Source organism: Nocardia sp. NPDC055321, from assembly GCF_053645575.1.
Genome location: NZ_JBSHMS010000011.1, coordinates 93,802 through 110,957, shown reverse-complemented (window position 1 = coordinate 110,957; position 17,156 = coordinate 93,802). Strand labels below are relative to the sequence as shown.

The 17,156-nt window shown below is 70.2% G+C and carries 21 protein-coding genes; 4 read left to right on the top strand and 17 right to left on the bottom strand.

Features of this window, described 5'->3' with window-relative positions; all coding sequences use genetic code 11:
* Positions 1-36: 36 nt before the first annotated feature.
* The 5 genes from trpA to ACWIGI_RS19270 form a co-directional block, all read right to left on the bottom strand.
* On the bottom strand, positions 37-840 hold the full coding sequence (gene trpA, locus ACWIGI_RS19290) for a tryptophan synthase subunit alpha (protein WP_454203772.1): 804 nt from the start codon (positions 838-840) through the stop codon (positions 37-39).
* Positions 837-2,153 (bottom strand): tryptophan synthase subunit beta, encoded by a 1,317-nt coding sequence (gene trpB / locus ACWIGI_RS19285; RefSeq protein WP_454203771.1) that lies wholly within the window; start codon positions 2,151-2,153, stop codon positions 837-839. The genes trpA and trpB overlap by 4 nt, the downstream gene beginning before the upstream one ends.
* Before the next feature lie 8 nt (positions 2,154-2,161).
* Positions 2,162-2,980 carry an indole-3-glycerol phosphate synthase TrpC gene (gene trpC, locus ACWIGI_RS19280; protein ID WP_454203770.1) on the bottom strand — a complete coding sequence of 273 codons (819 nt, stop codon included), beginning with the start codon at positions 2,978-2,980 and terminating at the stop codon, positions 2,162-2,164.
* A 150-nt stretch (positions 2,981-3,130) separates the two neighbouring features.
* Positions 3,131-4,015, bottom strand: a complete 885-nt coding sequence (locus tag ACWIGI_RS19275; RefSeq protein ID WP_454203769.1) for a TIGR02234 family membrane protein — start codon at positions 4,013-4,015, stop codon at positions 3,131-3,133.
* A complete protein-coding gene (locus ACWIGI_RS19270) occupies positions 4,012-5,553 on the bottom strand; it encodes an anthranilate synthase component I (protein ID WP_454203768.1) in 1,542 nt (513 codons plus the stop codon). The genes ACWIGI_RS19275 and ACWIGI_RS19270 overlap by 4 nt, the downstream gene beginning before the upstream one ends.
* Before the next feature lie 219 nt (positions 5,554-5,772).
* Between ACWIGI_RS19270 and ACWIGI_RS19265 the strand changes: the two genes are divergently transcribed.
* The 4 genes from ACWIGI_RS19265 (at position 5,773) to ACWIGI_RS19250 (ending at position 8,073) form a co-directional block, all read left to right on the top strand.
* Positions 5,773-6,075, top strand: coding sequence for a hypothetical protein (locus ACWIGI_RS19265; protein ID WP_454203767.1), 303 nt, complete (start codon positions 5,773-5,775; stop codon positions 6,073-6,075).
* Positions 6,076-6,239: 164 nt separating this feature from the next.
* The gene (locus tag ACWIGI_RS19260) at positions 6,240-6,698 is read left to right on the top strand and encodes a peroxiredoxin (RefSeq protein WP_454203766.1); all 459 of its coding nucleotides are present in this window, start codon (positions 6,240-6,242) and stop codon (positions 6,696-6,698) included.
* Positions 6,699-6,812: 114 nt separating this feature from the next.
* Positions 6,813-7,412, top strand: coding sequence for a permease (locus ACWIGI_RS19255; RefSeq protein ID WP_454203765.1), 600 nt, complete (start codon positions 6,813-6,815; stop codon positions 7,410-7,412).
* Between the two features lie 136 nt (positions 7,413-7,548).
* Positions 7,549-8,073: a MarR family winged helix-turn-helix transcriptional regulator gene (locus ACWIGI_RS19250; protein ID WP_454203764.1), complete on the top strand. Its 525-nt coding sequence runs from the start codon at positions 7,549-7,551 to the stop codon at positions 8,071-8,073.
* 15 nt (positions 8,074-8,088) lie between these two features.
* On the opposite strand, the gene hisI is transcribed toward ACWIGI_RS19250, so the two are convergent.
* From hisI to ACWIGI_RS19190, 12 genes are all read right to left on the bottom strand, one after another.
* Positions 8,089-8,451, bottom strand: coding sequence for a phosphoribosyl-AMP cyclohydrolase (gene hisI, locus ACWIGI_RS19245; RefSeq protein ID WP_454203763.1), 363 nt, complete (start codon positions 8,449-8,451; stop codon positions 8,089-8,091).
* Positions 8,448-9,221: an imidazole glycerol phosphate synthase subunit HisF gene (gene hisF / locus ACWIGI_RS19240; RefSeq protein ID WP_354991591.1), complete on the bottom strand. Its 774-nt coding sequence runs from the start codon at positions 9,219-9,221 to the stop codon at positions 8,448-8,450. The genes hisI and hisF overlap by 4 nt, the downstream gene beginning before the upstream one ends.
* Positions 9,218-10,105, bottom strand: coding sequence for an inositol monophosphatase family protein (locus ACWIGI_RS19235; protein ID WP_454203762.1), 888 nt, complete (start codon positions 10,103-10,105; stop codon positions 9,218-9,220). The genes hisF and ACWIGI_RS19235 overlap by 4 nt, the downstream gene beginning before the upstream one ends.
* Positions 10,106-10,109: 4 nt before the next feature.
* Positions 10,110-10,841: a bifunctional 1-(5-phosphoribosyl)-5-((5-phosphoribosylamino)methylideneamino)imidazole-4-carboxamide isomerase/phosphoribosylanthranilate isomerase PriA gene (gene priA / locus ACWIGI_RS19230; RefSeq protein ID WP_454203761.1), complete on the bottom strand. Its 732-nt coding sequence runs from the start codon at positions 10,839-10,841 to the stop codon at positions 10,110-10,112.
* 159 nt (positions 10,842-11,000) lie between these two features.
* On the bottom strand, positions 11,001-11,450 hold the full coding sequence (locus ACWIGI_RS19225) for a MarR family winged helix-turn-helix transcriptional regulator (protein ID WP_454203760.1): 450 nt from the start codon (positions 11,448-11,450) through the stop codon (positions 11,001-11,003).
* A 150-nt stretch (positions 11,451-11,600) separates the two neighbouring features.
* On the bottom strand, positions 11,601-12,236 hold the full coding sequence (hisH, locus tag ACWIGI_RS19220; RefSeq protein WP_454203759.1) for an imidazole glycerol phosphate synthase subunit HisH: 636 nt from the start codon (positions 12,234-12,236) through the stop codon (positions 11,601-11,603).
* A complete protein-coding gene (gene hisB, locus ACWIGI_RS19215) occupies positions 12,233-12,847 on the bottom strand; it encodes an imidazoleglycerol-phosphate dehydratase HisB (protein ID WP_454203758.1) in 615 nt (204 codons plus the stop codon). Before hisB ends, hisH begins: the two co-directional genes overlap by 4 nt.
* Before the next feature lie 29 nt (positions 12,848-12,876).
* Complete coding sequence (locus ACWIGI_RS19210; RefSeq protein ID WP_454203757.1) at positions 12,877-14,007, bottom strand: histidinol-phosphate transaminase; 1,131 nt, start codon at positions 14,005-14,007, stop codon at positions 12,877-12,879.
* Positions 14,004-15,341, bottom strand: coding sequence for a histidinol dehydrogenase (hisD, locus tag ACWIGI_RS19205; RefSeq protein ID WP_454203756.1), 1,338 nt, complete (start codon positions 15,339-15,341; stop codon positions 14,004-14,006). The genes ACWIGI_RS19210 and hisD overlap by 4 nt, the downstream gene beginning before the upstream one ends.
* A 244-nt stretch (positions 15,342-15,585) precedes the next feature.
* The gene (gene yidC, locus ACWIGI_RS19200; RefSeq protein ID WP_454203755.1) at positions 15,586-16,356 is read right to left on the bottom strand and encodes a membrane protein insertase YidC; all 771 of its coding nucleotides are present in this window, start codon (positions 16,354-16,356) and stop codon (positions 15,586-15,588) included.
* Positions 16,357-16,437: 81 nt separating this feature from the next.
* Positions 16,438-16,734 carry a DUF6412 domain-containing protein gene (locus ACWIGI_RS19195; RefSeq protein ID WP_454203754.1) on the bottom strand — a complete coding sequence of 99 codons (297 nt, stop codon included), beginning with the start codon at positions 16,732-16,734 and terminating at the stop codon, positions 16,438-16,440.
* A gap of 22 nt (positions 16,735-16,756) precedes the next feature.
* Positions 16,757-17,044, bottom strand: coding sequence for a putative quinol monooxygenase (locus ACWIGI_RS19190; RefSeq protein WP_454203753.1), 288 nt, complete (start codon positions 17,042-17,044; stop codon positions 16,757-16,759).
* Positions 17,045-17,156 lie beyond the last annotated feature (112 nt).

Genomic DNA, 17,156 nt, shown 5'->3' with positions numbered 1-17,156 from the left:
GAGTTCGATACGCGCCCCGCCGTTCTCGCTTCGTAACTAGGAGGAGACGGCCGATGCCGAGCGAACGCCCAGCGCCAGCTCCTCGGTCAGCGTCCGCACCGCGGCCAGGCTCTCGCCCGCGGCGCTGACCAGCGCCGAGCCGACGATGACGCCGTCCGCGTAGGCGGCGATCTCCGCGGCCTGCGCGCCGTTGCGCACACCCAGGCCGACGCCGATCGGAATGTCGGAGTGCGCGCGCACCCGGGCGCACAGCGCGGGCGCCATGTCCGAGACCGCGTCGCGGGCGCCGGTGACGCCCATGGTGGAGGCCGCGTAGATGAAGCCGCGCGACGCCTCGAGGGTCTTGACCAGCCGCTCCTCGGTGGAGGACGGGGCGACCAGGAAGATGCGATCCAGGTTGTAGGTCGAGGAGGCGATGAACCAGTCGTCGGCCTCTTCCGGGATCAGGTTCGGGGTGATCAGCCCGCACCCGCCCGCACCGGCGAGATCGCGCGCGAACGAATCGACGCCGTACTGCAGCACCGGGTTCCAGTACGCCATGACCACGGCCTTGCCGCCGGCGTCACTGATGGCCTGCACGACCTTGAACACGTCGCGCACCCGCACACCGCCGCGCAGCGCCTGCTCGGCGGCGACCTGGATGGTCGGGCCGTCCATCACCGGATCGGAGTAGGCGACGCCGACTTCGATGATGTCGCAACCGGATTCGACCATCGCGACGCAGGTGTCGATGGAGCCCTGCAGATCCGGGTACCCGGCCGGCAGATAGCCGATCAGCGCCGCGCGATTCTCCTCGCGGCAGGCGGCGAAGGTGTTGGCGAGACGGGACTGCTGGCTCACTGGGCGTTCTCCTGCGCGGCATTCTCGGCTGGGTCTTCGGAGAGGTTGTCGTCGAAGAGCCCGAACCAGCGGGCGGCGGTGTCCATGTCCTTGTCACCGCGGCCGGACAGGTTCACCAGGATGATCGCGCCGGGGCCGAGCTGCTTACCCAGCCGCAGCGAACCCGCCACCGCGTGCGCCGACTCGATGGCCGGGATGATGCCCTCGGTGCGGCTCAGCAGCAGGAGCGCGTCCATCGCCTCGGCATCGGTGACCGGCTCGTACTCGGCGCGGCCGATGTCCTTGAGGTGGGCGTGCTCCGGGCCGACGCCCGGGTAGTCCAAACCCGCGGAGATGGAATGCGATTCGATGGTCTGGCCGTCCTCGTCCTGCAGCAGGTACGAGTAGGCGCCCTGGAAGGCGCCGGGCCGTCCACCGGCGAAAGTGGCCGCGTGCCTGCCGGTTTCGACGCCGTCGCCGGCCGCCTCGTAACCGATCAGGCGTACGCCCGCGTCGTCGATGAAGGGATGGAAGATGCCGATGGCGTTGGAACCGCCACCGACGCAGGCGGTTACCGCGTCGGGCAGGCGGCCGGTGAGCGCCTGGATCTGCTGGCGCGCCTCCATGCCGACGATGCGCTGGAAGTCGCGCACCATGAGCGGGAACGGGTGCGGGCCCGCGGCGGTGCCGAAGCAGTAGTAGGTGCGGTCGGCATTGGTGACCCAGTCGCGCAGCGCCTCGTTGATGGCGTCCTTGAGGGTCTGCGAACCCGTTGTCACACTGACGACTTCGGCGCCGAGCAGCCGCATGCGGGCCACGTTCAGCGCCTGGCGGGCGGTGTCGACCGCGCCCATGTAGATGACGCATTCCAGGCCGAGCAGCGCGCAGGCGGTGGCGGTGGCGACGCCGTGCTGGCCCGCTCCGGTCTCGGCGATGACGCGGGTCTTGCCCATGCGCTTGGCCAGCAGCGCCTGCCCCAGCACATTGTTGATCTTGTGAGATCCGGTGTGGTTCAGGTCTTCCCGCTTGAGCACGATTCGGGCCCCGCCCGCGTGCTGCGCGAGGTTGGCGCACTCGAACACCGGCGAGGGCCGCCCGGTGTAGTCGCGCTGCAACCGGTCCAGCTCGTTCAGGAAGTTCGGGTCGATCCGCACCTTGTCGTACTCGGCGGTCACCTCTTCGATCACGGCCATGAGCGCCTCGGGCACATGCCGGCCGCCGTACACGCCGAAATGACCGCCCGCGTCGGGCTCGTGGTTGCTCTTGTGCGCGACACCGTCACTGGCCTTGGGCCGCACGAGCGTGTCGTTACCCGGATCGTCGATTTGCGTCATCGGCTCTTTCACCGTCCCCGGCGAACCGGTTTCGGGCACGAAGGATGGGTTCCGGCGGTGACCAGTTCGGCCACGGCCGCGCGCGGATCGCCGCTGGTGACCAGGCCCTCGCCGACGAGCACGGCGTCCGCGCCCGCACCGGCGTAGGCCAGCAGATCGGCGGTGCCGCGGATACCGGATTCGGCGATGCGGATCACGTCACTGGGCAGGCCGGGGGCGATGCGCGCGAACACATCCCGGTCCACCTCGAGGGTCTTGAGATTGCGGGCGTTCACACCGATCACCGTGGCGCCGGCCTCGAGGGCGCGATCGGCCTCTTCCTCGGTGTGCACCTCCACCAGCGCGGTCATGCCGAGCGATTCGGTGCGGTCGATCAGCGCGGACAGCACGTCCTGCGACAGCGCCGCCACGATCAGCAGAATCACGTCCGCGCCGTGCGCGCGGGCCTCGTGAATCTGGTACGGGCCCACGATGAAATCCTTGCGCAGGACCGGGATGTCCACGGCCGCGCGCACCGCGTCGAGATCGGCCAGCGAGCCGTTGAAACGACGCTGTTCGGTCAGCACGCTGATGATGCGCGCACCGCCGTCCTCGTACGCGCGGGCCAGCACGGCCGGGTCCGGGATATTGGCCAGTGCGCCCTTGGACGGAGAAGCCCGCTTGACCTCGGCGACGACGCCGATGCCGTCCTCGTGCAGCGCCGCCTTGGCGTCGCGCGGGGACTTCGCCGCGGCCGCGGCCTTCTTGACCGCCTGGAAGTCCAGCAGGGCTTCCCGAGCGGCCACATCCGCGCGGACCCCGTCGAGAATCGAGTCGAGTACCGTCATCTGGCTCGAATCCTTTCTGGGGAGACGCCACTTGCTGCCTGAGAATCCCCCCAGGCGCTGTCTCACCGATGCTGATAAAGAGTAAATGGCTATGTTCCCGCCGCTGACGGCGGGTCTGGAACGAAGGCCGACGGTGGTCGAGCTTCCTGCTCAGCGCGGTTTGTGACCGTCACCGGCGGCGCCCGGATCCCGGTGCGCGGCAGCGGTATTGCCGTCGTCGTCGGTGGGATCGGTGCCCGCGTCCAGGGCGTCCCACAGCACGCGGCCCGACAGGGTGGCGTCGGCGGGTTCCTGTGACGTGGATTCCGCGGCCCGTGTTCCGGCCTGGTGCTCGGCGACGCGTTCGGCCGCCTCGGACTTGCGGAAGACCGGATTATCGTACTTGCCGGAGAGCTGCGCGGACTCCGCGGGCATGCGCGCGAGCAGCACCCCGGCAGCGAAGGCGGCCACCGCCCCGAGCAGGGTCAGCACCGCGGGCAGGGTGCCGGTCTGCACCGATCCGGCGTGCTCCCAGTCCCGCAGGCCCGCCAGCTGGGCCGCCCGCTCGGCGGTGCGGCCCTCGCCCTGGATCACCGCGTAGGCGGGCACCGCCGCCACGGCGGCCAGCACGGCCACCACCGCGCCCAGGACCCGGCGCACCCAGCCGCGCGCGGCGAACACCGCCGCGATGGTGGCGACGAGCACCAGCGCCAGGGGCGTGAGGGCGCCGAACCAGGTGCCGCCGTCGAGGTCGATGGTGCGCGGTTCGCCGAGCTCGCTGGTGACCTCGAGCGACACCCAGGTCATCCGGGAGGACGCCCACAGCAGGATCGCGGCAAGCGCGAGCAGCACGACCGCGCCGATCGGCCGGCCGCGCGGTGGCGCGGGGCGCGCCGGGGCGGCGGCCGCCTCATCGTCGGGCCGAGCCGAATCCACCTGCGCCGCTGGGGTTTCCGAAGACTCACCGGCGGGCGCGGAGTCCGCCGGCGGCTGCTCGGACCCGGGCGTTCCCGCCGGCTCCGACGCGGGCGTTCCCGGCTGCTCCGCGCCGGTCATCGCGCGGCCTCGTCCGGGCGATAGGCACGCACGGTCTCGGCCGCGGCGATCGCCTTGAGCACCGCCATCGCCTTGTTCCGGGACTCGACGTCCTCGTAGTCCGGATCGGAGTCCGCGACCACGCCCGCGCCCGCCTGCACGTAGGCCGTGCCGTCCTTGAGCAGCGCGGTCCGGATGCAGATCGCGGTGTCGGCGTCACCGGCGAAATCGAGGTAGCCGACCACGCCGCCGTAGATGCCCCGGCGCGTGGGCTCGAGTTCCTCGATCAGTTCCATCGCGCGCACCTTGGGCGCGCCCGAGAGGGTGCCCGCCGGGAAGCAGGCGTTGACCGCGTCCAGGGCCGCCTTCCCCGGGGCCAGGCGGCCCGAGACGGTGGAGACCAGGTGCATGACGTGGCTGTAGCGCTCGATGTGCCGGTACTCGGTGACGCGCACGGTGCCCGGCTCGCAGACCCGGCCCAGATCGTTGCGGCCCAGATCGACGAGCATGAGGTGCTCGGCGTTCTCCTTCTCGTCCGCGAGCAGATCCTTCTCGAGGAGCAGGTCGTCCTCCTCGGTGCGGCCGCGCCAGCGCGTGCCCGCGATGGGATGGGTCGTCGCCACCCCGTCCTTGACCGTCACCAGCGATTCGGGGCTCGACCCGACGATGGAGAAGGCGGTGTCGCCCGAGCCGTCCGGGATGTGCATGAGGTACATGTACGGGCTCGGGTTCGAGGCGCGCAGCATGCGGTAGAGGTCGATCGCGGTGCCGCCGTAGTCCATCTCGAAGCGCTGGGACAGCACGACCTGGAACGCCTCGCCCGCCTCGATCTCCTTGATCAGGCGGCGCACGCCGGCGCCGAACTCCGCGGACGTGCGCTGGCGGCGGAAGTTCGGCTCGGGGCTGTCGAAGACCGAGACGGTGGAGTCCGCGGGCGCGGCCAGGTCGGCGGTCATGCGGTCGAGCCGGGCCACCGCGTCGTCGTACGCCTGGTCGACGTGCTCGTCGGTGCCGTTCCAGTTCACGGCGTTGGCGATGAGGGTGATCGCGCCCTCGTGGTGGTCGAAGGCGGCCAGATCGGTGGCCAGCAGCAGCACCATCTCGGGCAGCCGCAGGTCGTCGGTGGCGAGCTCGGGCAGGCGTTCCATGCGGCGCACCGCGTCGTAGCCCAGGTAGCCGACCATGCCGCCGGTCAGCGGGGGCAGCCCGGGCACGCGCTCGGTCTGCAGCAGCCGCAGGGTTTCGCGCAGGGCCAGCAGCGGATCGCCGCCGGCGGGCGCGTCGGCGGGCGTCTGCCCCAGCCAGGCCGCTTCCCCGTCCACCACGCTCAGCGCGGTCGGGCTCCCCGCGCCGATGAACGACCATCGCGACCAGGATCGCCCGTTCTCCGCAGACTCCAGCAGGAAGGTGCCCGCCCGGTCCGCCGCCAGTTTGCGGTAGGCCGAGAGCGGAGTCTCCGAGTCCGCCAACACCTTTCGGATCACCGGGACGACCCGATGATCGGCGGCGAGCAGGCGGAACTGTTCACGGGAAGTGGTGCTATTCGACACGCCGGACATGAGCCCATCATTCCAGGCACCGATTTCACCGGCGCGCCCCGCATCGGGTTCGCGCCCGGGTTGCCCGGCGGCGTGAAGTCCGAGACACAACCGAGACACAGCCGGGCCGGGGGCGGCCGCGAATACTCCGTGCGGTCATCACCAACCTCGCGGCAATCTGCTCCTCGGATATCGGGAGAGAGCGCCATGCGATATCCCATCGAGAGGAGTTCAACACAGATGTACCCCTCGCAACCGGTCGCTCCGGAGGGTCCCCGGCACGCAGCCCCCGGTCAGGGCTCGATGCCCGGCCAGGTTCCGCGCATGATGAACATGAACAACGGCGGCGGCAAGTACAGCGCGATCGCCTCGTTCGTGACGTACGTCAAGGCCCTGGAATCGCTGGATCCCCGCAGCTTCCCGGACGAGTACGCCGAGCACACCGATCGGATTCGCGAGCTCAAGCCCTTCCTGCGGGCGCACGGCATCCTCGATGTCATGGAGATCAAGAACCCGGAGGTCGCCGCGCTCATCGGCGTATAGCCGAGGGCGTGCACCGGTGTCCCGCTCGCGCGGCCCGGTCTGCCGGTTTTCGGCGGTTCGCCGACAGTTTTTCCCATTCGGGTTCGGCCCGTGCACGGATCAGGTGAGACCGGTCCGTACGCGGGCCGATTCGCATTTCCGGCGAATCCCGTAATCTCCTGCCCATGAAGGCAGGCCAGCTCGCTCCGAACTTCGAACTTCCCGATCAGTCCGGCACGCTCCAGACCCTCGACGCGCTCCTCGCGAACGGACCGGTCGTGCTGTTCTTCTACCCCGCAGCCAACACCCCGGTGTGCACCGCCGAGGCGTGCCACTTCCGGGACCTCGCAGCCGAATTCAAGAATCTGGGCGCGTCCTGCGTCGGGATCAGCTCCGATTCGGTGGAGGTGCAGTCCGGCTTCGCCGAGCGGCAGTCGCTGGGCTACCCGATCCTGTCCGATCCGGGCGCGAAGGTCGCCGCCGAGTTCGGCGTCAAGCGCGGTCTGCTCGGGGCGCTGGTTCCGGTCAAGCGCACCACCTTCGTCATCGATCCGGATCGCACCGTCGCCAAGGTGATCAGCAGCGAACTGCGCGCCAACGTGCACGCGGACGACGCGCTGACGTTCCTGCGCGAACGCGCCTGAACCACCCGCCCGGACTCGCCGCGACACGGCGCGCGGCGATCCGGGCTCGAACGGCCCGCGCACACCGGAGTGGCGCTGCGGGACACGCCGCACCGGCGGGCATACGCTGACGCTATGACTACCACCGGCCAGGAGCTGCCCGCCGAGAGCAAGGGATCCTCGTTCCGCACGTGGCGCAACCGGATCATCGCGGTGGTGGTCTCGGCCCTGGTGCTGTGGGTGTCGTATCTGATTCTGGCGGCGTTCATTCCGCGCTGGTGGGCCCAGCGCATCGCCGAGAGCGTGAGCGGGAGTTTCGCCAAGGGCATCTGGTCGGGCCTGCTCATGGGCGCGGTATGCACGGCCCTGCCGCTTTTCCTGCTGTTATTGGCGGGCACCACGTGGCGGAAACGGGGCGGTCCGTTTATTGCGGGCGCCGCCGCCGTTCTCGCGCTCGCGACGGCCATCCCTAATTTGATGACGCTAACTATCGTTTTGGGCAACTCCAATGCCGCACACGCCGGCGAGCGCATTCTCGACGTGGACGCGCCCGGATTTCGCGGGGCCGCCCTGGCGGGTGCGATCGGCGCCGCGATCGTGTTCCTGGTGGTGGCATTTCTTGTGCTGCGCAGGCGATTTCGGAAGAATCGCGCCGCGAAGCAGCGTGCCGCTCAGGAAAAGCAGAGCGTTTCGACCACCACGACGCCTAATACCCCGGAATCCGGCGCGTACTGATTTTCCCCGGCGACACGCGTGATCGATGTCACGTCATTCACCAACACCGTGACTGGTGAGCGAAATCGTGGCAAACTCTGATCTGCGGGTGACTCGCTGTTGATGCTCCACCGTCCGCCGGACTGACCAGCGCTACATGTCACTTGGCTGCTACGAGAGGGCTGGCACGGTGACGAAGTGGTTGAATCCCATGGAACAGCGAGCGTGGCGCAGCGTCATAGCGCTGATGACCCGGCTTCCGGCCGCCCTGGACACTCAGCTCCAACGCGAGTCCGGGATTACCCATTTCGAATACTTCGTGATGACTCTGCTCTCCGAAGAACCGGGCCATCGGTTGCAACTGAGCGACCTTGCGCAAAAGGCAAACGCATCGCTATCACGCCTCTCGCACGTGATTTCCAAACTCGAACGGCTCGGCTGGGCCGAGCGCGTGACCATTCCCGGACGGCGTGGCGCGCAGGCCGTCCTGACCGACGCGGGCTTCGAGAAAGTCACCGAGGCGGCGCCCGGCTATCTGGAATGCGTGCGCGGGCTGGTGTTCGACGGTCTGGACAAAGAACAGACCAAAGAGTTGCTCGAACTCAGCGAAGCCATGGTGCAGCAGCTCGATAAAGGAATGGCTCGCGGAATCGGCCGTTCCGGCCGGCCCCCGAGCCATTGATCCCGGACCCCGGAACTACTCCCCCGGCGCCGCTTCCGGGCGGGCCAGCAACACATCGGTATCGAAACACGTGTGGGTTCCGGTGTGGCAGGCCGCGCCCTGCTGATCGACGATCAGCAGCACGGTGTCCCCATCACAATCCAGGCGCACCTCGTGCACGTACTGGGTGTGGCCGGAGGTCTCGCCCTTGACCCAGTACTGCTGCCGCGACCGCGAATAGTACGTTCCCCGACGGGTTTCCAGCGTGCGGGCCAGGGCCTCGTCGTCCATCCAGGCCATCATGAGCACGTCGCCGGTGGCACGCTCCTGCGCCACGGCGGCGAACAACCCCTCGGCGTTGCGCTTGAGGCGGGCGGCGATCGCGGGATCCAGGCTCATCGGACCACGATCCCCTCGGTGCGCATGGCGTCCTTGACCTGGCCGATGGTGAGGTCGCCGAAGTGGAAGACGCTCGCGGCCAGCACGGCGTCGGCCCCGGACTGCACGGCGGGCGCGAAGTCCTCGACCTTGCCCGCGCCGCCGGAGGCGATGACCGGAACCGAGACCGCGGCGCGGACGGCGCGGATCATGGTGAGGTCGAAGCCCGCCTTGGTGCCGTCGGCGTCCATGGAGTTGAGCAGGATCTCCCCGACGCCGAGTTCGGCTCCGCGCGTTGCCCATTCGACGGCGTCGATACCGGTGCCGCGTTTGCCGCCGTGCGTGGTGACCTCCCAGCCCGACGGGGTCGGCGGCTGATCGGCGGGCACGGTGCGGGCGTCGACCGACAGCACGATGCACTGCGAGCCGAAGCGCTGGGACATCTCGCGCAGCACCTCGGGGCGGGCGATCGCGGCGGTGTTCACCGAGACCTTGTCCGCGCCCGCGCGCAGCAGGCGGTCGACGTCCTCGACCGTGCGGACGCCGCCGCCGACGGTGAGCGGGATGAAGATCTGCTCGGCGGTGCGGGTGACCACGTCGATCATGGTGCCGCGGTCGCCGGTGGAGGCGGTGACGTCGAGGAAGGTGAGCTCGTCCGCGCCCTGGGCGTCGTAGGTGGCCGCGAGTTCGACGGGATCGCCCGCGTCGCGCAGGTTCTCGAAGTTCACGCCCTTGACCACCCGGCCGGCGTCCACGTCCAGGCACGGAATCACACGCACTGCCAACGTCATTGCTGCTGCCTCTCCCGCGAGTCCGCGACGGCCGGATCGGCCGGGGATTCGCTTGCGCCGCTCACGGTTTCCCGCACGGTGTCGTCGATCATGTCCAATAGTTCCTCGTGCACGCCGGGCGCCGCCGCCAGCACCGAACCGGATTCGATGGTCCAGTCGCGGCCCCGCAGATCGGTGACGACGCCGCCCGCCGCGCGCACCAGGGCCACGCCCGCGGCGTTGTCCCACGGATGGTGGCCGAAGACCACGGCTCCGCCCAGCACCCCGGACGCGGTGTACGCCAGGTCGATTCCGGTGGAGCCGTGCATGCGCACGCGGCCGGACAACCGGCTCAGCGCGCCCAGCAGGTTGAACCGGAAGATGCCCGGAATCCGGCCCGCGCCATCGATGTTGAACGCGCCGAAGCCGATCATGGCGTCGGACAGCTTGGCGCGCTCCAGGGGCGGCAGCGGCTGGCCGTTCAGGAACACCGGGCCGCCGGCCGCCGCCGCGTAGCGCTGACCGAGACCGGGCAGCCAGGTCAGGCCGATGACCGGTTCGCCGTCGCGGACCAGGGCCAGCAGCATGCCCGAAAGCGGGTGTCCCGCCGAGTAATTGAAGGTGCCGTCGATGGGATCGAGCACCCAGGCGGTGCCGGAGGTGAGTTCGGGGCCGCCGAATTCCTCACCGTGCACCGGGAATCCGGTGCGCTCGGTCAGCTGGGCCGAGAGCGTGCGCTCGAGCTCGAGATCGAGTTCGGTCGCGAAGTCACCGCGGCCCTTCTGGACCGCGCTGGGCGCGCCGACCCCTTCCACGAAACGCGACGCCACCCCATCGAGGGCGGCACCGGCGACGGCGAGCAGATCGGCGAGGTCGGCGTCCTTCGGGCGCAGCGCGGCGGCCATCGGCTCAGCGCACCGCCGCGAGGGCTTCGGGCAGGGTGAAACGGCCCGCGTACAGGGCCTTTCCGACGATCGCGCCCTCCACGCCGTCGTCGACCAGGGTCGCGATGGCGCGCAGGTCGTCGAGGGTGGAGACGCCGCCCGAGGCGATGACCGGGGCATCGGTGGCGTTGGCCACCTGCAGCAGCAGATCCAGGTTGGGACCGGTCAGGGTGCCGTCCTTGCTGACGTCGGTGACCACGTAGCGCGAGCAGCCGTCGCGTTCGAGGCGCTCGAGCACCTCCCACAGGTCGCCGCCGTCGGTGACCCAGCCGCGCCCGCGCAGCCGGTAGTCACCGTCGATCAGCTTGACGTCCATGCCGACCGCGATCTTGTCGCCGTACTCGCCGATGGCGCGGCGGCACCACTCCGGATCCTCGATGGCCGCGGTGCCGAGGTTCACGCGCGCGCAACCGGTGGCCAGGGCCGCCTTCAGCGATTCGTCGTCGCGGATGCCGCCGGAGAGCTCCACCTTCACGTCGAGTTCGCCGATCACCCCGGCCAGCAGATCGCGGTTGGAACCCTTGCCGAAGGCCGCGTCCAGATCCACCAGATGGACCCATTCGGCGCCGTGGTTCTGCCAGGCCAGGGCGGCGTCGCGCGGCGAACCGTAACTGGTTTCGCTGCCCGCCTCTCCCTGAACCAGGCGCACGGCCTCACCATTGGCGACATCGACGGCAGGTAGCAGCACAAGACTCACGCAAGCATCCTAGTGGCTACCGAACTCACCCCCGCTGCCGGGGCTTTCGCCGGAATCGAGTCGGTTCCGCTTCCGAGCCGGCCGGACACGGCCGCCGGGATACGGCGCGCCGCCGCGGATGCGGGCCACCGGGCGACCCGGCAGGCGGCCGCGTGACCGTCAGCGGGCGTGCTGCTCGAGTATGCGGTTGAGCAGCAGGACGAAACTCGCGCGATCGGCGATCGAGAAGCCCGGCAGGAGTTCGTCCTGGGCGAACTCCAGGCGGGTGTCGAGGTCCGCCAGATGGGCCGCCCCGGCCGCGGTCAGGCTGACGATCTTGCGGCGGCGGTCGGCGGGGTCGGGGGTCCGGTGGGCGAAGCCGCGGTCGGCCAGGTCGTTGACGGCCGCGACGACGTCACTGCGGTCGATGCGGGTGCGCCGGCCCAGTTCGGCCTGGCTGCCCGGGCCGGACTCGTCGAGGGTGGCGAGCAGGGCGTAGTGGTGGCGCCGGGATCCGGTGGGCTCCAGGGCCCGGTCGGTGGCGCGATTGGCGACGACGGCCACCTGGTCGATCAGGCGGGTCGGCAGTGCCCGCAACCGCCCGGAAGGGCCCTCGCGCACGATGTCCATGCGAGCAACATAATCCCCGGCGGGCCGTTTGCGCGGGGCACTCCCGCGCGCGGTCCGAGCGCCGCCGGGGCTCGGTCAGCGCGCTCGATCCGGGCGCCGCCCGCAAACGCCGAAACCCCCGCCGGCGGCGAGGGTTTCGGGTTGACCGGTTCAGAGTGACAGCACCCAGTTGCGCAGCAGGTGCGCGCCCGCGTCGCCGGATTTCTCCGGGTGGAACTGGGTCGCGCTGAGCGGGCCGTTCTCCACCGCGGCCAGGAACGGCACACCGTGCTCGGCCCAGGTCAGCTTGGCCGGGGGCAGGCCGCTGTCGCCCTCGTTCCAGCCCCAGGTCTGCGCGGCGTAGGAGTGCACGAAGTAGAAGCGGGTGTCGGCGTCCATGCCCGCGAACAGCACGCTGTCGGCGGGGGCCTTCACCGTGTTCCACCCCATGTGCGGCAGTACCGGCGCGTCCAGGCGCTCGACGGTGCCCGGCCACTCGCCGCAGCCCTCGGTCTCGACGCCGAACTCGACGCCGCGCTCGAACAGGATCTGCATGCCCACGCAGATGCCGAGCACCGGGCGGCCGCCCGCGAGGCGGGAGCCGATGATCCGCTCACCGCGCACCCCGAGCAGGCCCGACATGCACGCCTCGAACGCACCGACGCCGGGCACCACGAGACCGTCCGCGTTCAGGGCGATCTCGTGATCGGCGGTGACGGTGACGTCCGCGCCGGCGCGCACCAGCGCGCGTTCGGCCGAGTGCAGGTTGCCGGAGCCGTAGTCCAGCAGTGCGATCTTCTTGCTCATAGCGTTCCCTTGGTGGACGGGATGCCGCTCACGCGCGGATCGAGTTCCACGGCCGCGCGCAACGCCCGTGCGACAGCCTTGAATTCGGCCTCGGTGATGTGGTGCTGGTCGCGGCCGTACAGCACCCGCACGTGCAGGGCGATGCGGGCGTTGAGCGCGATGGACTCGAAGACGTGCCGGTTCAGCACCGTGGAGTACGACGCGCCGGGCCCCGCCGACGGAATGATGGTGTGCAGCAGGTGTTCCGGCTCCCCCACGTGCACGCAGTACGGGCGGCCGGAGACATCGACGATGGCCTGGGCGAGCGTCTCGTCCATGGGAATGAACGAATCGCCGAACCGGCGGATGCCCTTCTTGTCGCCCAGCGCCTGCGCCAGCGCCTGGCCCAGCACGATGGCGGTGTCCTCGACGGTGTGGTGCGCCTCGATCTCGATGTCGCCCTTGGCCGCGACGGTCAGATCGAAACTGCCGTGCTGACCGAACGCGGTGAGCATGTGGTCGTAGAACGGGACGCCGGTGGAGATGTCGGTCTTGCCGGTGCCGTCGAGGTTCAGTTCGACAACGATGCTGGACTCCCGGGTGGTGCGTTCCACCCGCGCGATTCGGTTCATGCTCGCTTCCCTGATCGGTGTGGATTCGGTCATCGCCGGACCAGCTCGGTGGCGGCCAATTTCTCGCTCACGCGCAGCAATTCGTCGTTCTCCGCGGCCAGCCCGATGGTGGCGCGCAGGTAACCCGGGATGCCGACGTCGCGAATGAGGACGCCCTCGTCGAGGTAGCGCTGCCAGGTGGCGGCGGCGTCGGTGAAGTGGCCGTACAGCAGGAAGTTGGCGTCCGAGGGAATGACGTCGTAGCCCATGCCGCGCAGGGCCGCCGCGACGCGATCGCGCTGGGCGGCGAGTTCGGCGACGCTGGCGAGGGTTTCGTCCGCGTGCCGCAGGGCCGCGCGCGCGGCGGCCTGGGTGACCACCGACAGGTGGTACGGCAGGCGGACCAGCAGCATGGCGTCGATGATGGCGGGCGCGCCGACCAGGTAGCCGAGGCGGCCGCCGGCGAAGGCGAACGCCTTCGACATCGTCCGCGACACAACCAGTTTGGCGGGGAAGCGGTCGATGAGCGCCAGTGCGCTCGGCGCGGCCGAGAACTCGCCGTAGGCCTCGTCCACCACCACGATGCCGGGGGCGGCGTCCAGGATCCGCTCCAGCTCCGCGACCGGAATGCTGTGCCCGGTCGGGTTGTTGGGGCTGGTCACGAACACCACGTCGGGGCGGCGCTCGGCGATGACGGCCACGGCGTAGTCGACATCGAGGGAGAAATCCCCGTTGCGCTTGGCCTCGAGCCACTCGGTGTCGATGCTCTCGGAGATGATCGGGTGCATGGAGTAGGACGGCACGAAACCCAGTGCGCTGCGGCCGGGTCCGCCGAACGCCTGCAGCAGCTGCTGCAGGATCTCGTTGGAGCCGTTGGCGGCCCACACGTTCGACACGTCGACGGCCACACCGGTCTGCCTGCGCAGGTAGGCGGCCAGCTCGGCGCGCAGGAACACCGCGTCCCGGTCCGGGTAGCGGTGCAGGTCGGCCGCGGCCGCGCGCACCGATTCGGCGACGTCGTCGACCAGGGCCCGGCTCGGCGGGTGCGGGTTCTCGTTGGTGTTGAGCTGTACCGGCACCGTCAATTGCGGTGCGCCGTACGGGCTCTTGCCGCGCAAGTTCTCGCGCAGCGGCAGATCGGCGAGCGAGATCGAGGAGCCGGGCACGGTCGCGGCGCTCACGACAGTGCTCCGAAGCGCACCTGCACGGCCTGGCCGTGCGCGGGCAGATCCTCGGCGTTGGCCAGCGCGACCACGTGCGCGGCCACGTCCTTCAGCGCCGCCTCGGAGTAGTCGACGACGTGAATGCCGCGCAGGAAGGTCTGCACGCTCAAACCCGAAGAGTGCCGGGCACATCCGGCGGTGGGCAGCACGTGGTTCGAACCCGCGCAGTAGTCGCCCAGGCTGACCGGGGACCAGGCGCCCACGAAAACCGCACCGGCGCTGCGCACCCGGGCGGCCACGGCGGAGGCGTCGGCGGTCTGGATCTCGAGGTGTTCGGCGGCGTACGCGTTCACCACGCGCAGACCCTGATCGATGTCGTCGACCAGGACGGTGCCGGACTGCTTGCCGGACAGCGCTTCCGCGACGCGATCGTGGTGCTTGACCACGGCCAGCTGCGCGGTGAGCGCGGCGTCCACGGCATCGGCCAGCTCGACGCTGTCGGTGACCAGCACGCTCGCGGCGAGCACGTCGTGTTCGGCCTGGGAGATGAGGTCGGCGGCCACGTGCGCGGCGTCGGCGGTGGCGTCGGCCAGGATCGCGATCTCGGTGGGACCGGCCTCGGCGTCGATGCCGACCAGGCCGCGGCACAGCCGCTTGGCGGCGGTGACGTAGATGTTGCCCGGGCCGGTGATCATGTCGACCGGTTCCAGTTGCGCGCCATCGGTATCGGCGCCGCCGTAGGACAGCAGGGCCACCGCCTGCGCGCCGCCGACCGCCCAGACCTCCTGTACGCCCAGCAGTTTCGCCGCGGCGAGGATCGTCGGGTGCGGCAGACCGCCGAACTGCGCCTGCGGCGGGGAGGCCACCACCAGCGAATCCACGCCCGCGGTCTGGGCGGGCACCACGTTCATGACCACGCTGGAGGGGTAGACGGCGTTGCCGCCGGGCACGTACAGCCCGACCCGCTCGACCGGCAGCCAGCGTTCGGTGACGGTGCCGCCGGGCACCACCTCGGTGGTCTTGTCGGTGCGGCGCTGGTCGGCGTGCACCGTGCGGGTGCGGTCGATGGCGACCTCGAGGGCGGTCCGCACGGCCGGGTCCAGCTCGGCCAGGGCCCGGTCGAGTTCGGCGGCGGGGACCCGCACGGTGGCGGGGGCGACGCCGTCGAATTTGCGGCTGAACTCCTGCGCGGCCTCGACGCCCCGGTCGCGGACGGCCTCCACGACCGGCCGCACGTGATGCAGCACCGAGTCCACGTCGACGCCCCCGCGCGGCAGCGCCGCGCGCAGTTCGGCAGCAGTGGGAGTACGTCCGCGCAGATCGACGCGAGCGAGCTCGATGCGGCTAGTCATAACGGTGTGCGGTCCTTGTCTCTGATGAACATCCACTGATCATGCTCGAGCGGTTCCCGAGCAGCCGAAACTGCCCGCGACCAGCTACCAGACTATCGGGTCGGCGCCGGCGCGTTTCCGCCACACCGAGCCGGGCGGGCCCGGTGGCGCGAGACGGCGACCCAGGTCACAGTCGCCCGCGGGCCCGCGCGGCGTTCCGGCCGGTCAGTGCGCTGTTCCGCGGTTGGAGTCGCAACCGCACCGATCAGGGCGCGTCCGCCGCGTGGACGCGGCGATGGATCAGGTGCTGCTGGGCGAAGGTGCAGGCGTTCTGGGTGAGGAAGTAGAGCAGGATCGCCACCGGCAGGATCGCGCCCGCGAGCAGGGCGCCGGCGGGGAAGACCCACAGCGTCAGGGTGTTCATGATCCGGGTCTGCTGGGTGGGCTCGACGCCGCTCTCGAGCTGGCGGGCCACCGCGAAACGGGCGGTGCAGTGGGTGGCCACCGCGGCGACGAGCATGAGCGGAATGGCAACGGCGGCAACGGTGACGAGGGAGTCACCGGCGCCGGAGATCGTCGCGGCCAGGGGTGCGCCGAGGAACTTCGCCTGCAGGAACGACTCCACCTGGGCGGGTGAGAAGACGTAGTTGGCGGTGTCCGCGCTCGTGAACGAGCGCAGGACGTGGAACAGGCCCAGGAAGACCAGGCCCTGGCCCAGGATCGGCAGGCAGCCGCCCAGCATGCTGACGCCGTGTTCCTGGCGCACGCGCTGCATTTCGGTGGCCTGCTTGGTCATGTCGTCGGGGTACTTGCGCTTGATCTCGGCGAACTCCGGCTGGAGTTTCATCAGGCCGCGCTGAAATCTGGCCTGCGCGAAGAAGGATCGCAGCAGCAGCGCGCGCAGGGTCAGGACCAGGAAGATGATGGCGAGTACCCAGGCGAGGCCGCTGGTCGCGCCCAGCAGGGACGCGAAGACGGTGTGCCACAACCAGAGTACGGCGGAGACGGGGTAGTAGACGAAGTCGAGCAAGGGCACCTCACGGTGAGGAACCCGCGCGATGGCGCGGGCAGAGCGAACGGGGGGCGACGAAGACCCCGACCACGCCGGCAGGCGTGGTCAGGCCGTCACGGCCCCCGGTGCTCGCGGCCGAGGCCGCCCCGCGGTGTCCGGATTGCTCTGGCGCAGAAACGCTCCCCGGCGCCTGCGCTGCGCCGAGACGGGCGGCCCGGCCGAGCCGAGGACGCGAACGCCCGGCCCGCGCGCGGCCAGCATGGCGGCGGTGACCGCGACGAGCGCAGTGACACCCAGCACCAGCAGGGAATTCGGCTCGCCGGCCGTCAGGAACACCATGGCCCACGCGGACACGACGACGGCGCTCACCAGCGCCAGGGTCGAGTGTGTCCGCGTGCTCACGCCCTTGACACTACCGTGCGGTTCAGCCCGCGACGAGCCGGCGGATGACCGGCGGCTCGGCGAGCACGCCCTGGAAGTCCTTGCCCGCCTGCTGGAAATGCGCGGTCGTGAAGTGCGCGTCGATGGCGGCGGCGTCGGCGTATTCCTCGATCATGGCGACCCGGGCCGGGTCGCTCGGGTCGACGTAGGGCCGGTAGGCCAGGCATCCCGGCTCGGCGAGCGACGGCTCGACCAGACCCTGCAGGATGGCGAGCAGCCGGTCCTCCTGCCCGGGCAGCGCGCGCAGTTCGGCGACGACGAAAACACTCATGGGGCAACCTCCTCGGTGCGGTCCCGGCTCTCGGAACGACCACCGCGTCCATAGTGCGGCAGCCCTGTCCCGCCGGTGACGGCGACCACCGGAATACGCCGCCGGGTCCGGA

Excerpts from the sequence above, each read along its gene's own strand:
- trpB (WP_454203771.1), bottom strand. The coding sequence starts at position 2,153 with ATGACGCAAATCGACGATCCGGGTAACGACACGCTCGTGCGGCCCAAG.
- trpC (WP_454203770.1), bottom strand. The coding sequence starts at position 2,980 with ATGACGGTACTCGACTCGATTCTCGACGGGGTCCGCGCGGATGTGGCC.
- ACWIGI_RS19275 (WP_454203769.1), bottom strand. The coding sequence starts at position 4,015 with ATGACCGGCGCGGAGCAGCCGGGAACGCCCGCGTCGGAGCCGGCGGGA.
- ACWIGI_RS19270 (WP_454203768.1), bottom strand. The coding sequence starts at position 5,553 with ATGTCCGGCGTGTCGAATAGCACCACTTCCCGTGAACAGTTCCGCCTG.
- ACWIGI_RS19265 (WP_454203767.1), top strand. The coding sequence starts at position 5,773 with ATGTACCCCTCGCAACCGGTCGCTCCGGAGGGTCCCCGGCACGCAGCC.
- ACWIGI_RS19260 (WP_454203766.1), top strand. The coding sequence starts at position 6,240 with ATGAAGGCAGGCCAGCTCGCTCCGAACTTCGAACTTCCCGATCAGTCC.
- ACWIGI_RS19255 (WP_454203765.1), top strand. The coding sequence starts at position 6,813 with ATGACTACCACCGGCCAGGAGCTGCCCGCCGAGAGCAAGGGATCCTCG.
- ACWIGI_RS19250 (WP_454203764.1), top strand. The coding sequence starts at position 7,549 with ATGTCACTTGGCTGCTACGAGAGGGCTGGCACGGTGACGAAGTGGTTG.
- hisI (WP_454203763.1), bottom strand. The coding sequence starts at position 8,451 with ATGAGCCTGGATCCCGCGATCGCCGCCCGCCTCAAGCGCAACGCCGAG.
- hisF (WP_354991591.1), bottom strand. The coding sequence starts at position 9,221 with ATGACGTTGGCAGTGCGTGTGATTCCGTGCCTGGACGTGGACGCCGGC.
- ACWIGI_RS19235 (WP_454203762.1), bottom strand. The coding sequence starts at position 10,105 with ATGGCCGCCGCGCTGCGCCCGAAGGACGCCGACCTCGCCGATCTGCTC.
- ACWIGI_RS19225 (WP_454203760.1), bottom strand. The coding sequence starts at position 11,450 with ATGGACATCGTGCGCGAGGGCCCTTCCGGGCGGTTGCGGGCACTGCCG.
- hisH (WP_454203759.1), bottom strand. The coding sequence starts at position 12,236 with ATGAGCAAGAAGATCGCACTGCTGGACTACGGCTCCGGCAACCTGCAC.
- hisB (WP_454203758.1), bottom strand. The coding sequence starts at position 12,847 with ATGAACCGAATCGCGCGGGTGGAACGCACCACCCGGGAGTCCAGCATC.
- hisD (WP_454203756.1), bottom strand. The coding sequence starts at position 15,341 with ATGACTAGCCGCATCGAGCTCGCTCGCGTCGATCTGCGCGGACGTACT.
- ACWIGI_RS19190 (WP_454203753.1), bottom strand. The coding sequence starts at position 17,044 with ATGAGTGTTTTCGTCGTCGCCGAACTGCGCGCGCTGCCCGGGCAGGAG.